Here is a 14512-nt window from a genome sequence, read left to right as displayed (position 1 = left end):
CAGGCTTCGGCCGAGTTCCCACCGTTAGCAGACGGTTACGACGCCGTTCCCCCACACCCCCGTCACCGGCGCCCTGGCCCGCCCGGCGGGCGCCACCCGCCCGGCGTGTGAGGATTGAGTCATGTCCGACGCGTCTGCATTCACCAACCCCCCCGGCTCCGCCGACGATGTCTCCAAGCTCCCCGCCGCCACCCCGCTCACCCGGGCCGCGCTGGAGATCGACGAGTACGCCGCCACCCTCGGCTGGGACCTCCCGGCCCGGCTGTTCGCCCTGGTGGACAGCACCGCCCTGCGCAAGGCCGACCCGAAGATCGCCAAGCAGCTCGGCCTCACCGACGGCGACGAGCCCGGGCTCACCCCGATCGAGCAGGACGAGATCCCCGCCGGCACCCCGCTCGACAAGTTCCTCGGCACCATCGCCTGGCCCGACGCGGTGGCCGGCTGTGCCCTGGTCGTCGAGCGCCAGATGCTGCCGCCGGGCGCCGAGCAGTCCCGCCCGCGCAACGCCAGTGACGCCCAGCTCGCCGAGTGGGTGGCCAACCACCCCAAGCGCGAGGAGGTGCGGATCACCGCCGCGGTGCTGCGCGACGGCAAGAAGGAGATCGCCCTGCGGCTGCGCTCCAAGGACACCGCCCGCGAGGTGCTGACCGGCCCGGACCTGGTGCCCGGCCTGACCGACGCGCTGCTGGCGACCTTCGCGTAACCGCCGCTACACCTGGGCTACTTGGCGCAGGACGGCAGCGCGGAGGTCTGCCCGGAGCGGATCTGCTCCAGCGACTTCAGCGCGCCGTCCAGCGTGTCCGTCTTGATCAGGGTCAGCCCGGACGGGACGTTCTTGGTGGCCTCGGTGCAGTTCGAGGACGGGGTGAAGAAGTACTCGGCGCCGGCATCGCGGGCGGCGATCAGCTTCATCGATATCCCGCCGATCGGGCCGACCTTGCCGTCGTCGTCGATGGTGCCGGTGCCGGCGACGAACTTGCCGCCGGTGAGGTCGCCGCCGGGGGTGAGCTTGTCGATGATGCCGAGCGAGAACATCAGCCCGGCGCTGGGGCCGCCGACGTCCTGCAGGCCGATGTCGATCTGGAACGGGTAGGTGTGCCGGATCCCGGTGCCGATGCCGACCACGGCGAGGTCGGCCCGCTCGGCCGGGGCCTTCGGGTCGAGGTCCCTGGCCCGCACGGTCGGGACGGTGACATCGGTCCTGGTCCCCGGGGTGGCGGTGCCGTTGCCGGAGGCGTCCTTGGTGCGCGGCACCACGGTGAAGACCACCGACTCGCCGGGCTTGTGCTTGGTGACGGCGGCGACCACCTGGTCGACCGAGGAGACCGCGGCGCCGTCCACGGCGACGATCTGGTCGCCCGCGTGCAGCCGCCCCTCGGCGGGGGCGCCCGCGGTGACCGACTTGACGATCAGGTCGTTGCCGACCGGGATGCCCAGCTGCTTGAGCGCGGCGGTGCGGGCGCTGTCCTCGGAGGAGGCGAACTCCTCGGCGTTCTGCTTCTTGGCGTCGGCGTCCGACTGCCCCTTGGGGTAGACGTTGTCGTGCGGCACCACCAGCACGTCGTCGCGCAGCCAGCCGATCACCGCGTTGACCAGGCTGGGCTCGTACTTGGCCCCGGTGACCTGGACGGTGGTCATGTTGAGGTGCCCGCTCGTCCGGTACGAGTCGTGCCCGGTGATGGCGATCACCGACTTGCCGCCCTGGTCGCCGAGCGTGTTGTACGTCGGCCCCGGGCTCATCTCCGTGTACGGCACCTTCATCAGCACCGAGACGCAGAGCAGCGCTATGAGCAGCAGGGTGGCAGCGAGCATCGTCGCGGAGCGGCGTGGCATGCCTCGACACTACGGGACGCGGGTGACGCGGCGCCCGCCGGGCTACCGGGCGGAGCGCTCACCGGGGGCGGCGGTGCCGGAGGTGGTGCGTTCCATCGCGGCCATGAAGCGCCGGTGCTCGGCGAGTGAGGCCGGATCGCCCGTGGCCTTCGGGGCCCGCTGGGCCCAACCCGCCCACGCGGCGGCGGCCAGGACGGCGACAACCGGAATGATCAACCAGGCGAGCGCACCCATACCAGTACTCCCCAGCTCGTCGTGTCTATGAGCAGATTAACCACTCTGGCGGACAACGCCGCCGGCGCCGTCCGGGTAACGGGACGGCCGATCGGCTCACTTCCAGGGAGTATTCGGCGTACCGGTCCAGACCCGTTCGGGTGAAGGCGACGGCGCGCCTGCCCCAAGGACGCGCTCCGTGTGCATCCGGTTCCGCCACGCACCGGCACCGCGGCACGCCGACTCCGCGGCACGCCGGTTCCGCCCCCGGCGAGGGGTCAGCAGCCGCCGGCGCCGACCCACTCCTCCTCGCCGTCGGCGAAGACCTGGTGCTTCCAGATCGGCACCTCGTGCTTGAGATCGTCGATCAGCCGGCGGGCGGCCGCGAAGGCCTCACCGCGGTGGGCGCAGGAGACGGCGACGATCACGGCCTTGTCCGTGATCTCCAGCCGGCCCACCCGGTGGACCGCGGCGAGCGCCTTGACCGGGAAGTCGGCGACGACCTTCTCGGCGACCCGGCGCATCTCCTGCTCGGCGGTGGGGTGGCAGCTGTACTCCAGCGCGGCGACCGACTTGCCGCCGTCGTGGTCACGGACCGTCCCGACGAAGACGGTGGTGCCGCCGGCCGCGTCGTCGCCGACCGCCTCGTACACCTCGTCCAGCGAGAGCGGGGTGTCGCGGACGGCGAGAAGGCGGATGGGGTCGTGGTTCTCGGACATGACCCCATGATTCCCCATCCCCACCCGATCGGGGCAAGAGGTTTCCACATCACGATGTGGAAATTTCGCATCGTGATAATTATCGCCGCCTGGTCGACTCCCCGACCGATCGGACCGGCCGGCTCCCCCCATCGATCAGAACCGGCGCCGCTTGCGGGCCCGACGCACCAACGCCGCCGTACCCACCAGCGCCACCGTCGCCCCGGCCGCCCCCAGACTGGTCGCGGCCTCCTTGCCGCCCAGCCGGCGCCCCGCCACCGCGTGCTTGCCGGACACCTGCGCCAGCAGCTCCGCCAGCACCTGCTCGTTCGTGGACGCCGGACGCCACCCCGCCTCGTGCAGCCGACTGCCCGACACCACCCACGGGTACATCGTGTACGCCAGATCCCCCGCCGGGGCCGGCGTCAGGCCCAACCGGTGCAGCCGCGCCGCCGTCCCGAGCGCCAGCGCCGCCGGCAGCTCCATCCGCCGGATCCCCGACAGCCGCTCCACGTCCTCCTGCTCCAGCCAGCCGTCGCAGCCGACCGTCACCTCGCCCTCGACCAGGCCCAGCGCCGCGTACTCCAGCGCCGCCGCCAGGTCGTCCACGTGGCAGAACTGCCAGCACGGACGCGAGCCGGCCACCACCAGCAGCCGCGGCGCCTCGAAGTGCCGGGTCAGCACGGTGTCCACACCCGGGCCCACCACCACGGCCGGACGCAGCACCGTCACCTGCAGCCCCGGGTGGGCGCGCGGCGCCCGGCGGGCCAGGCGCTCGATCTCCAGCAGGTCCCCGACCAGCGAGGCCTCCTCGGTCGCGCGCAGCTCGGAGTCCTCGGCCAGCGGCACCTCGTTGTCGGCCAGCGCCCCGTAGACCATCGCGGAGGTGCACAGCACCACCCGGTGCACCCCGGCGGCCGCGGCCGCGGTCAGCACCGTCTGGGCGCCGCGCACGTTGTAGGCGCTGCGGGCCCGCGGGTCGGACTCCATCCCGAAGTCCATCGCCAGGTGCACCACCACGTCCACCCCGGCCAGCCGCTCGGCCACCGCCGGGTCCCGCACGTCCAGCACCCGCCAGTGCACGCCCGGCACGTCGCCGCGCCGGTCGTCCACCGCCAGCACCCTGCGCACGTGCGGGGAGGCCACGAGCCGGGCGGCGACCCGCTCGCCCAGCACCCCTGCGGCACCGGTGACGGCCACGGTCAGCGGCCGCCCGCCGTAGGCTGGAGGCGGCGACGCCGTGGCGTCCGAAGCGTCCTCCCCTCCGGTCAGCCCAGAGCGAACGTCCGAAGGCGGGGAACTCACCGGCCATCCTCCACGGTTAGCTTATGTGCGTACGGACGTGTGTCACGTACGTCCATCCTGCCCGAGGCGAAGGCCCCGCGGTGCACCCGGCGCGGGCCTGCCGCGCGGGAGCCGCCCACGAGTCCCCCGCTTCAGCGGAGCCCCGGGCCGGCAGCACTTCCCGCCACACCCGCATGACGGCCGACCGGATCGAGGACCCCGTGAGCGACCTTCCCTTCGGATTCGGCGTTCCGCCCGAGGAGCCCGAGGACGGCAAGGCCAAGCCCGACGACGCGCAGAAGAAGAAGGACCAGGGCCCGGCCGGCTCCGGCGACAGCGGCCCGCAGCCTTTCGGTTTCGGGACCGGCAACCCCTTCGGCGCCCTCTTCGGCATGCCCGGCGCTCCGGGCGGCCCCGGCGGCGCCGGGGCCGACAACCCCTTCGCCGCGATGTTCGGCGGCGTCAACCCCGGCGACCTCGGCGCCGCGTTCCAGCAGCTCGGCCAGATGCTCTCCTTCGAGGGCGGCCCGGTGAACTGGGACCTCGCCACCAACATCGCCCGGCAGACCGTCGTCGCCGAGCCCGCCGAGGGCAAGAGCAAGGACCGCTCGGTCAGCGCGGCCGAGCGCGCCGCCGTCGCCGAGTCCGTCCGGCTCGCCGACCTGTGGCTCGACGGCGTCACCGAGTTCCCCTCCGGCGCCGGCACCGCCGTCGCCTGGAGCCGCGCCGAGTGGATCGAGGCCACCCTCCCGGTCTGGAAGGACCTCGTCGACCCGGTCGCCGAACGCGTCGGCAACGCCATGGGCGGCGTCCTGCCCGAGGAGATGCAGGCCATGGCCGGCCCGCTGATGGGCATGATGCGCTCCATGGGCGGCGCCATGTTCGGCACCCAGATCGGCCAGGCCCTCGGCGCCCTCGCCGGCGAGGTCGTCGGATCCAGCGACGTCGGCCTGCCGCTCGCCCCGGCCGGCAAGGCCGCCCTGCTGCCGCAGAACGTCGCCGAGTTCGGCGAGGGCCTCAACGTGCCCGCCGAGGAGGTCCGGCTCTACCTCGCCCTGCGCGAGGCCGCCCACCAGCGGCTCTTCGCCCACGTGCCGTGGCTGCGGGCCCACCTGCTGGGCGCCGTCGAGGCCTATGCGCGCGGCATCAAGGTCGACACCTCCCGGATGGAGGAGCTCGTCGGCCAGCTCGACCCGACCAACCCCGAGGCGCTCCAGGAAGCGCTGGCCGGCGGCCTGCTCCAGCCCGAGGACACCCCCGAGCAGAAGGCCGCGCTCGCCCGCCTGGAGACCGCCCTCGCGCTGGTCGAGGGCTGGGTCGACGCCGTCGTGCACGCCGCCGCCGAACCCCACCTGCCGCAGGCCGGCGCCCTGCGCGAGACCGTCCGCCGCCGCCGCGCGGCCGGCGGGCCCGCCGAGCAGACCTTCGCCACCCTGGTCGGCCTGGAGCTGCGCCCGCGCCGCCTGCGCGACGCCGCCCGGCTGTGGGCGCTGCTCGCCGACGCGCGTGGCGTCGAGGGCCGCGACGCACTGTGGGAGCACCCCGACATGCTGCCCACCGCCGCCGACCTGGACGACCCGGACGCCTTCGTGCACCGCGGCGGCGACCTGGAGGGCGGGATCGACTTCGACGCCCTCGACAAGCTGCTCGGCGAGGCCGCGGCCGGCAAGCCCGGCCTGACCAAGAACGACCAGCCGAAGACCGACCAGCCGAAGGCCGACGAGGGCGGCACCGACGGAAAGGGCGAGCCCACCGCATGACGGCCACCGACACGGGCGCGTCCACGCTGCACGCGGACGCGGTCCGCACCCTGACCGACTGGCGGCCCGCCGACGACGACCAGGAACAGCTTCGGCGCGACTACCTCGCACACCTGGCCGAGCAGCCCGAAGGCCTGTACCGGTCCTGCCTGCCCGCCCACATCACCGCCAGCGCGGCGGTCGTCGACCCGGCCGCCGGACGGGTGCTGCTCACCCTGCACCCCAAGGTCGGTATGTGGCTGCAGATGGGCGGGCACTGCGAGCCCGGCGACGCCGACCTCGCCTCGGCCGCGCTGCGCGAGGCCGTCGAGGAGTCCGGCATCCCCGACCTGACCCTGCTGCGGGACAACGGCGCCCCGGTCCCGGCCAAGTTGGACCGGCACCTGGTCCGTTGCACGGGCAAGGACCGGCCGGAGAACACCCACCTGGACGTCCAGTACATCGCACTGGCCCCGGCCGGGGCGCAGGCGCTGATCAGCGAGGAATCGCTGGACCTGCGCTGGTTCGACTACGACCGCCTGCCGGAGCTCACCGACCACTCGGTGCGCGACCTGGTCGCCCGGGCGCGGCGGCTGACCGGCTGAGGTGTGACGCGACAAGGGGGCGCGGGCAGATAGCCCGCGCCCCCTTGCATGCCCCGTGCTCAACCGCAGGAGGCCGCCGGATCCTGACCCGGCGAGCCGTGCCTGGCACCCGGGATGTGCGGCAGGCGGGCCGCGGAGACCACACCCTCCAAGTAGCCGCGGGCCCGCTCCGTCCGCGGGTAGGCCTCCAACAACGCCCAGAACGCCGGGCCGTGGTCCGGCACCAGCAGATGCGCCAGCTCGTGCAGCAGCACGTAGTCCAGCACGTACTCCGGCATGCCCTGCAGCCGGTGGGACAGCCGGATCGTCCCCTCACTGGGGGTGCAGGAGCCCCAACGCGAATTCTGGTTGGTCACCCAGCGGACCTGGGCGGGCTGGGCGCGATCGCCCAGGTAGGCAGCCGACAGCTCCCGGGCCCGGGCCATCAGGGCGTCGTCCCCGAGGACCCGCCGGCGCTCCTGGGCGGCGAGCTTCTCCAGCATCTGCGCGACCCAGCGCTGCTCCTCGGCGTGCGACATCCGGGCCGGGATCAGCACCACGGTGCGGTCGCCCTCGCGGTAGGCGGAGACGGTGCGGCTGCGGCGGGCGCTGCGCCGCACCTCGACCCGGCTGCGGTCGTGCGCTTCCGGGGGAACAACCCCGGTGGGCGGATGCTGCGGCCTGCTCTGCGGCTTCTCGTCCGGGCGCCCGCGCGTGCTCGGCGCCGCCGTCTGGGATCCGGACGCTGCACGGGCACGCCGACGCGACGCCGGTGGATGGGAGTCCCGCTCGGCTGCCATGGCACACGACGTTACCCGGTACCACTGACAGAAGTCCGCTGCCATGGCCGAAATCTTTCGTGGAGTGATCGGGAACGAAAGGTCGACGGAGGGTGTCCGGAAACCGACGTCCGGGAGGATGGGCAGTTATCCACAGGGCCTGCGAACAGATGGTGTGATCATGCGCCCGGGCCTGTGGATAACTTTCCGCACACGGTCGGCGCGATGGGGCATGCTGCGGTCAGCCGTCCGGAAACGATCGGAAGGGAGATCGTCGTGCGCCTCGCTCTGAAGCCCGCTCTGTCCCGCAGCTGGCGGGACTCCGAGACCCTGCAGTTCGGCACCGTCACCCGGTACGCGGGGGTGCTCGGCAACGCCGACAAGACCCTCTGCGACTTCCTCGGGTTGGTCGACGGAACGCGCGACCGACCCGAACTCCTGGAGGCCGGCGAGCGGATCGGCCTCGGCCGCGAACCCGCCGACACCCTGCTGACCGAACTGGAGGAGACCGGGCTGCTGGACGACGCGGAGGCGACCGACCGGGCGCTGTCCCGCTTCCCCCAGCCCCACCGGGACCTGCTCGGGCCCGACCTCGCTTCGCTGTCCCTGGTCCACTCCGGCCCGGGCGCCGCACCGGCGGTCCTGACCCACCGGGCCGGGACCCGGATCGAGGTGCGCGGCGCGGGCCGGGTCGGCGCCGCCCTGGCGGCGGTACTCGCCGCGGCCGGCACGGGCACCGTCACGGTCTCCGACGGCGGGCGGGTCAAGCCCGGCGACTGCTCCCCGGCCGGGCTGCCGCCCGCGGACATCGGGCGGCTGCGCTCGACAGCCGCGCGGGAGGCGGTGCAACGGGCCGCCGGCCGGCCGCCGGTGCCTCTGCCCCGGCGGAAGCCCGACGACCCGCCGCCCGCCTTCGTGGTCCTCGCGCCCAGGGACGGCAGCGCCGCCTTCGCGGGCGGGACGTACGAAGCCCGGCTGCTGCTCCGGGCCGGGGTACCCCATCTGTACGCAGGCGTGGTCGAGGAGTTCGGCATCATCGGGCCGCTGGTGATTCCGGGGCGGTCGGCCTGCGGGCACTGCCTGGTGCTGCGGCGGGAGGACGAGGACGCCGCGTGGCCACGGGTCCTGGCCCAGCTGGCGAACAACGGCCCGGGCCGGGCCCGCACCCCGGCCTGCGACACGGCGCTGGCGACGACCGTCGCCGGACTGGCGGCCCTACATGTGCAGGTGTTTCTGGACGGCGGCCGGCCGCCGAGCGTCGACGGCTGGTGCGAGGTGTCGGCGAGCGACGGGATGCCCCGACGGCTGCGGCTGCGAGGACACCCGGACTGCGGCTGCCTGTGGCAGCCGCTGCCACCGGGCTGAGGCCGTCGAGGGCGGAAGGACGGGAAGCGTGCCGGGCACGGGCCGGGCGGCTGCGGGGCTCAGCAGCCGCCCGACCTGGGCCTGGGGCGAACACGAACGGGGCGCCCGGCCAGGTGAGCCCGCCTAGCGCCCGCACCCCGCGCAGGAAGTCGGCCCCGCCGACTTCCCATGCAGCCCCCGAGAGAACGCCGAAGGCCGGCGCCCCCAAGGGCACCGACCTTCTCAGTGAGCTCCCGGCCGAACCGGCCTCAGGCGGCGATCCCGATCTCCTTCGCGGGCTCCGCGACCTCCTCGGCCGCGCCCTCCCCCGCCTTCCGGTCCCGCATCACCAGCACGGCCACCAGCGCCGCCGCCAGCACCCCGATCGCGCTGACCGTGAAGGTCGTCGACATCGCCCCGGCGAACGCCTCCCGGGCGGTCCGCACCAGCCCGGCGTCCCCGTTCGCGGCCGCCAGCGCCCCGGCGATGGAGCACTTGGCCTGCTCCGGTGTCCCGGCCGGCATCCCGCTCGCGAAGCCGCTCGACAGCAGCGAGCCCAGGATCGCAATGCCGAGCGCCGTGCCGGCCTGCTGGATGGTGTCGTTCAGCGCCGAGCCGACGCCTGCCTGCTCCGACGGGATGGTCCCCATCAGCGCGCCGACCGCCGCCGGCATCGCCAGGCCCGCGCCGAGGCCGAGCAGCCCGAGCGCCGTCGCCGGGACGGCGAAGCCGGTGTCCGCCGAGACGGTGGTCAGCAGCGCGAAGGAGGAGGCCATGACGAGCATCCCGGTGAGGATCAGCAGCCGGTTGCCGAGCTTCGCCGCGAGCTTGGCGCCGACCCCGTTGCCGAGCAGCGCGGCGACGGCCAGCGGCAGGAAGGCGAGGCCGGCCTTGACCGGCGAGTACCCGAGCACGAACTGCAGGTACTGGGTGAGCACCAGCAGCAGCCCGCCGTTGCCGATCTGCACGAGGGTCAGCGACAGCGAACCACCGCTGAAGTTGCGGGCCTTGAAGAGTGCCAGCGGCACCATCGGCGCGGAGGTGACGTTCTCCCACACGACGAACCCGGCGAGGGCGAGGACCGCGACGACCAGGGTGACCAGCGACCGGCCGGCGAAGGCGCCGTGCTGCGGGATCTCGATGATCCACCAGATCAGCGCGGTCATGCCGACGGCGGAGAGCACCGCGCCGAGCGGGTCGGGCTTCTGCCACGGGCCCTTGGACTCCGGCATCAGCAGCAGCCCGGCCAGGATCGCCAGCGCGACGACCGGCACGTTGATGAAGAAGATCGAGTGCCACGAGAAGTGGTCGATCAGCACGCCTCCCAGCACCGGGCTGCCGACCAGCCCAAGCATCGACACCGCGCCCCACGCGGCCATCGCCTTGTTGCGCTCCTCCTCGTCGAAGACGGTGATGAGGATCGACAGCGTCGAGGGCATGATCAGCGCGCCGCCGACGCCCATCGCGATCCGGGCCGCGACGACCTCGCCGGGGCTGGTGCAGAAGGTCGCCGCGAGAGACGCCGCCCCGAAGAGCAGCAGTCCGATGATCATGACCTTCCGGCGGCCGAACCGGTCACCGAGGCTGCCCGAGGTGAGCAGCAGTCCGGCGAAGACGAGGACGTAGGAGTCGAGGATCCACTGGGTGTCCTGGGCGCTGGCGCCGAGGTCGGCGGTCATCGAGGGGACCGCGACGGTCAGAGCCATGCTGTCGACCACCAGGACGAGCGAGCTCAGGCAGAGCACGATCAGGATCCACCAGCGGTGCGGGTTGCGGCCCTCGGCCGGGTTGCTGACTGTCATCGGACACCCTCCCCTTCTTGCGCGCACACCGTCCCTTCGGTGCGCACTGCGTTCCGTCGATGCGAACACTGTACGCAGAGGGGAACAGCGTGCGCAACACCCGACTCCTGTACGCTCAATGCGAACGGTGTGCGCACCCTGTCGGTCGACCGGCAGCGCGACTGGCACCGGAAACAGCGCCCCCAGCGAGAGGGCCCAGGAAGAGGAGCCGCGCATGGCCGCCCGAACGAACCCCGTCCCGTCCGTCTGGGCCCGCCAGCCGCGTGAGCCAGAGCAGCCCTCCCTGAGCCGGGCCGCGATCGTCCGCGAGGCGGTCGTCATGCTGGACGCCGAGGGCATCGACGCCCTGAGCATGCGCAAGCTCGCCACCCGCCTGAACGCGGGCGCGACCTCCCTCTACCGCCATGTGGCGACCAAGGACGAGCTGATGGAGCTCGCGGTGGACGAGGTCTTCGGCGAGATCACCCTGCCGCCCGCCGACAGCTCGAACTGGCGCGCCGCCGCCGTCGAGGCCGCCCAGGCCTTCCGGGCGACCACCCTGCGCCACCCCTGGCTGTCCTCGGTGCTCGGCCAGGCCGGTCTCGTCTACCTCGGCCCCAACCTGATGTCCTTCTCCGAGCGGCTGGCCGCCCTCTTCACCGCGGCCGCCTTCCCCGAGCCGGCCCGGGCGATCGAGACCCTCATCTCCTACGTCGTCGGCATGAGCACCGCCGAGGCGGCCTGGCTCACCGCCGTGGCCCGCTCCGGCGAGAGCGAGGCCGAGTTCGTCGCCCGTCTGATGCCCGCCGCCGAGCAGGCCACCGTCGGCTACGAGCACCTCAACGGGGACTCCACGGCCGCCGCCGAGGATCCGGCCGCCTCCCGCGACGCCAAGTTCTCCTACGGCCTGGAGGTCGTCCTGGACGGCCTTGCCCTGCGGCTGCCCCGCTGACCCGGCGGCCCACCGGACCAAGCCGCCCAACTCCCCGCAAAGACCCCCGCAAGGGACCCCGCGAGGGAACGGCGCCGCCCGCCCGCCCCGTGAAATACCGGCGGCGGCGGGGTGCGGAGCGGGCACAATGGCGTAGTGATGGTGGGCCGTCCGGTGTCGGGGGGCCAGGGATTGGAGGCCCGGGTGAGCGATCTTCCGCGCAAGGCAGTGACCCGCACGGCACGGCTCGCCGCCCTACCGCTGGGGATAGCCGGACGCGCCACACTCGGACTTGGCAGGCGCATCGGCGGCCGCTCCGCCGAGGTGGTCACGGCCGAGCTCCAGCAGGCCACCGCCGACCAGCTGTTCAAGGTCCTCGGTGAACTCAAGGGCGGGGCGATGAAGTTCGGGCAGGTGCTGTCCGTCTTCGAGGCCGCGCTGCCCGAGGAGGTCGCCGGGCCGTACCGGGCCGCACTCACCAAACTGCAGGACGCCGCTCCCCCGATGCCCGCCGCCAAGGTGCACACCGCGCTCGCCCAGCGGCTCGGGGACGGCTGGCGCGAGCTGTTCCGGGAGTTCGACGACCGCCCGGCGGCCGCCGCCTCGATCGGCCAGGTGCACCGGGCGGTCTGGCACGACGGCAGACGGGTCGCGGTCAAGGTGCAGTACCCGGGTGCGGGTGAGGCGCTACTCGCCGACCTGTCCCAGCTGAGCCGGGTGGCCTGGCTGCTCGGCCCGCTGATTCCCGGGCTGGACATCAAGCCGCTGATCACCGAGCTGCGCGAACGGGTCTCGGAGGAGCTGGACTACGAGCTGGAGGCGCAGGCCCAGCGCCGGCACGCCGAGGAGTTCGCGGGCGACCCGGACATCCTGGTGCCGGGCGTGGTGGCACAGGCCGACCAGGTGCTGATCACCGAGTGGATGGACGGCATCCCGCTGGCCGAGGTGATCGCGCGCGGCACCCAGGAGGAGCGCGACCGCGCCGGTCAGCTGCTGGCCCGGTTCCTGTTCGCCGGCCCGTCGCGGACCGGTCTGCTGCACGCGGACCCGCACCCGGGCAACTTCCGGCTGTTGACGGACGACGGCCCCGCCTCGGGCTGGCGGCTGGGCGTGCTGGACTTCGGCACGGTGGACCGGCTGCCGGGCGGGCTGCCCGAGCCGATCGGGGCCTCGCTGCGGATGGCACTGGACGGGGACGCTGCGGGCGTGCTGAAGATGCTGCGCGAGGAGGGCTTCGTGAAGCCCTCGATCCAGCTGGACCCGGACGCGGTGCTGGACTACCTGCTGCCGATCATCGAGCCGGCCGCAGTGGACAGCTTCCACTTCACCCGGGCGTGGATGCGCTCCCAGGCGGCCCGGATCGCCGATCCGCGCTCGCCCGCCTACAACCTGGGCAAGCAGCTGAACCTGCCGCCCGCGTACCTGCTGATCCATCGGGTGACGCTGAGCACCATCGGGGTGCTGTGCCAGCTGGGTGCCAAGGCGCCGTTCCGCGCCGAGATGCTGGAGTGGCTGCCCGAGTTCTCCGACGAGCAGCCCGCTGAGCCGGCCGAGCCCGCGAAGCGCGCCAGGCCCGCCCGCAAGAACTGAACGGCTGACGAACGGCCGCAGGCCGCTCCCCGTGGACGGGGGGCGGCCTGCGGCACGACAGGGGTCGGTACGGCGGTGGTCGACGCCGACGTCAAGGCGACCGCATCAACGCGCTCGTATCAACGTGACGGCATCAACGCGCTCACATCAACGCGACGGCGAGGGCCTTGCGGGCCCGCATCGAGGCCCGCTCGGCCCGCTGCTTGAGCTTGCGGGCCCGGACGACCCGACTGACGAGCCGTTGGTTCTCGGCCTCGTGCAGCCTGTCTTGCATATGGGCACGGGCCAGGGATTCATGCAGGAGTTGCATCTCGAGGATCCTGTTCTGGGTCTGGAGTTCGGTGGTCTGCTCTGCGCGGACGGTCGGATCGATGGCGGCGGGGGTCATGTGGTGGTCCTGCTCGTGGTGCGTGCTCGGGAATGGACGGGTGCGGGCTGCTGCGTCGGCCTTGGCGGCGGCGATCCGGACGGACCGACGGAGGGTGGTGTCCAGCGGGGGCTGCTCTCCCCGACGGACGGCCCTGGCGAGGTCGGCGGGGTTCACGCCATGACCTCGGTCTTGCGCGGACGGCCACGCGGCCGCTTGCGGGCCACGACGACGCCCTGGACGAAGAGCTCGCCACCCCAGACGCCCCACGGCTCGCGCCGCTCCAGGGCGCCGGCCAGGCAGGCCTCCTTCACCGGGCAGGTGCCGCAGAGGGACTTCGCGTACTCGACGTCGGCGGGCGTCTCGGCGAAGAAGACCTCGGGGTCGAAGGCGCGGCAGGGGATGGGGAGACCGAGCGCCTCGGCCTGCTCGATCGAGCTGATCTGCATGGAAGGAACCTCCGGGGGGTCGGCCTGGTCGGCCTTGGTGATCTGGCTTGTCGGCGGTACGGACGGGATGGGCGGCGTGATGACCGTGGACACTGTGGGCGTCTTCCTCGTCTTCTCAGTGGTTCCGGCCCAGTGGACTGGTGGTGCTGGGCCGGAGGCCCCGGAGGGCCTGGGTGGTCTTGCGTACCGGACAAAACAGAAGGGCCGCGGATCCCGGTGGTGACGGGTTCCGCGGCCCTGGAGGTGCCGACCTGAGGTTGACTCAGGTTCGTTCTCTCCAGGGTTCAGGCCCGCGGAAGGCCCGCATCCGGATGGCCTTGGCGCCGATGAAGGCGGCCTCGGCCTGGTTGATCTGCTGCTCGTTCTGCTTCTGGGCGTTTCCGGCACCGATGACCTGCGCATAGCCGCCATGCATGGCGGCGGCTACGGCCGCCTTCGGTGCCTGGATCGGTCGCTCATCGCACATGCGACGCGACGTGCCGACCGGCGCCCAGTCACGGGACAGACCGGTCTCGACGACGGTGCCTTCGACACTCCTGCCGCCCGCGATGTGCAGATCAGTGTGTCCAAGACCACTGACAGCGGAGGCGACGGAGACACCGGTGGCGTCGAGACCCAGACCGGTTCCACCGAGCACGGCGAGCGCCCGCAGGCGGGCGTCACGCAGGGAGGCGGGGACAACGGTCCGGCCAGTCATTTTGGTGATCATGATGTTTCCCACTGTCTTCGCCTCCTCTCGGCGTCTCGCGGAGCCTGGTTCCCCTGGCTCCGAATGTTCGGATGTCTGTCTCGGTAAAGCTGTGGGGCGAGGGGAATCGGCACAGGTGTCACCCCGTGCGACCGCGTCCCCTTGACCGCTCCGGCAGGCTATTGCGCTCCCGGTATGCCGCGCAAACTATTTTTCACGCGAGTTCCGCGGC

Annotated in this window: 15 protein-coding genes; 6 read left to right on the top strand and 9 right to left on the bottom strand. The window is 72.8% G+C overall.

Translation table 11 applies throughout. The features are described from left to right. Positions 1 to 121 precede the first annotated feature (121 nt). Entirely contained in the window at positions 122 to 703 is a 582-nt protein-coding gene (locus tag ACH4E7_RS01410; RefSeq protein WP_396246950.1) for a PPA1309 family protein, read from the top strand. A 17-nt stretch (positions 704 to 720) separates the two neighbouring features. Here ACH4E7_RS01410 and ACH4E7_RS01405 read toward each other — a convergent pair whose 3' ends face one another. The 4 genes from ACH4E7_RS01405 to ACH4E7_RS01390 form a co-directional block, all read right to left on the bottom strand. Next, entirely contained in the window at positions 721 to 1833 is a 1113-nt protein-coding gene (locus ACH4E7_RS01405) for a PDZ domain-containing protein (protein ID WP_396246949.1), read from the bottom strand. A 42-nt stretch (positions 1834 to 1875) separates the two neighbouring features. Further along, on the bottom strand, positions 1876 to 2067 hold the full coding sequence (locus ACH4E7_RS01400; protein WP_396246948.1) for a hypothetical protein: 192 nt from the start codon (positions 2065 to 2067) through the stop codon (positions 1876 to 1878). Between the two features lie 257 nt (positions 2068 to 2324). Next, positions 2325 to 2765, bottom strand: coding sequence for a molybdenum cofactor biosynthesis protein MoaE (locus ACH4E7_RS01395; RefSeq protein ID WP_396246947.1), 441 nt, complete (start codon positions 2763 to 2765; stop codon positions 2325 to 2327). Positions 2766 to 2900: 135 nt separating this feature from the next. Continuing rightward, complete coding sequence (locus ACH4E7_RS01390; protein ID WP_396246946.1) at positions 2901 to 4049, bottom strand: NAD-dependent epimerase/dehydratase family protein; 1149 nt, start codon at positions 4047 to 4049, stop codon at positions 2901 to 2903. A gap of 200 nt (positions 4050 to 4249) precedes the next feature. Here ACH4E7_RS01390 and ACH4E7_RS01385 point away from each other — a divergent pair, with 200 nt between their 5' ends. Then, positions 4250 to 5788, top strand: a complete 1539-nt coding sequence (locus tag ACH4E7_RS01385; protein WP_396246945.1) for a zinc-dependent metalloprotease — start codon at positions 4250 to 4252, stop codon at positions 5786 to 5788. Then, positions 5785 to 6372: an NUDIX hydrolase gene (locus ACH4E7_RS01380; RefSeq protein ID WP_396246944.1), complete on the top strand. Its 588-nt coding sequence runs from the start codon at positions 5785 to 5787 to the stop codon at positions 6370 to 6372. Before ACH4E7_RS01385 ends, ACH4E7_RS01380 begins: the two co-directional genes overlap by 4 nt. 59 nt (positions 6373 to 6431) lie before the next feature. Here the strand turns inward: ACH4E7_RS01380 and ACH4E7_RS01375 are convergent, their stop codons facing one another. After that, the gene (locus ACH4E7_RS01375; RefSeq protein WP_396246943.1) at positions 6432 to 7151 is read right to left on the bottom strand and encodes a M48 family metallopeptidase; all 720 of its coding nucleotides are present in this window, start codon (positions 7149 to 7151) and stop codon (positions 6432 to 6434) included. A gap of 255 nt (positions 7152 to 7406) precedes the next feature. Here ACH4E7_RS01375 and ACH4E7_RS01370 point away from each other — a divergent pair, with 255 nt between their 5' ends. Beyond that, on the top strand, positions 7407 to 8495 hold the full coding sequence (locus ACH4E7_RS01370; protein WP_396246942.1) for a ThiF family adenylyltransferase: 1089 nt from the start codon (positions 7407 to 7409) through the stop codon (positions 8493 to 8495). Positions 8496 to 8743: 248 nt separating this feature from the next. Here the strand turns inward: ACH4E7_RS01370 and ACH4E7_RS01365 are convergent, their stop codons facing one another. After that, entirely contained in the window at positions 8744 to 10276 is a 1533-nt protein-coding gene (locus tag ACH4E7_RS01365) for an MFS transporter (protein WP_396246941.1), read from the bottom strand. Between the two features lie 214 nt (positions 10277 to 10490). On the opposite strand from ACH4E7_RS01365, the gene ACH4E7_RS01360 reads away from it, so the two are divergent. Both ACH4E7_RS01360 and ACH4E7_RS01355 read left to right on the top strand, forming a co-directional pair. After that, positions 10491 to 11207, top strand: a complete 717-nt coding sequence (locus ACH4E7_RS01360) for a TetR/AcrR family transcriptional regulator (protein WP_396246940.1) — start codon at positions 10491 to 10493, stop codon at positions 11205 to 11207. A 183-nt stretch (positions 11208 to 11390) separates the two neighbouring features. After that, positions 11391 to 12776 (top strand): ABC1 kinase family protein, encoded by a 1386-nt coding sequence (locus ACH4E7_RS01355; protein ID WP_396246939.1) that lies wholly within the window; start codon positions 11391 to 11393, stop codon positions 12774 to 12776. Between the two features lie 142 nt (positions 12777 to 12918). On the opposite strand, the gene ACH4E7_RS01350 is transcribed toward ACH4E7_RS01355, so the two are convergent. The 3 genes from ACH4E7_RS01350 to ACH4E7_RS01340 all read right to left on the bottom strand — a co-directional run bounded on the left by ACH4E7_RS01350 (position 12919) and on the right by ACH4E7_RS01340 (position 14313). Next, on the bottom strand, positions 12919 to 13320 hold the full coding sequence (locus ACH4E7_RS01350; protein ID WP_396246938.1) for a hypothetical protein: 402 nt from the start codon (positions 13318 to 13320) through the stop codon (positions 12919 to 12921). Beyond that, complete coding sequence (locus ACH4E7_RS01345) at positions 13317 to 13685, bottom strand: WhiB family transcriptional regulator (RefSeq protein WP_380615870.1); 369 nt, start codon at positions 13683 to 13685, stop codon at positions 13317 to 13319. The genes ACH4E7_RS01350 and ACH4E7_RS01345 overlap by 4 nt, the downstream gene beginning before the upstream one ends. Positions 13686 to 13854: 169 nt before the next feature. Beyond that, positions 13855 to 14313 (bottom strand): hypothetical protein, encoded by a 459-nt coding sequence (locus ACH4E7_RS01340; RefSeq protein WP_396246937.1) that lies wholly within the window; start codon positions 14311 to 14313, stop codon positions 13855 to 13857. Positions 14314 to 14512: the final 199 nt, after the last annotated feature.

Source organism: Kitasatospora sp. NPDC018058 (assembly GCF_044327205.1).
GTDB lineage: Bacteria > Actinomycetota > Actinomycetes > Streptomycetales > Streptomycetaceae > Kitasatospora.
Note: the sequence above shows the minus strand (reverse complement) of the source record. Positions and strands in the feature narration are given on the sequence as shown.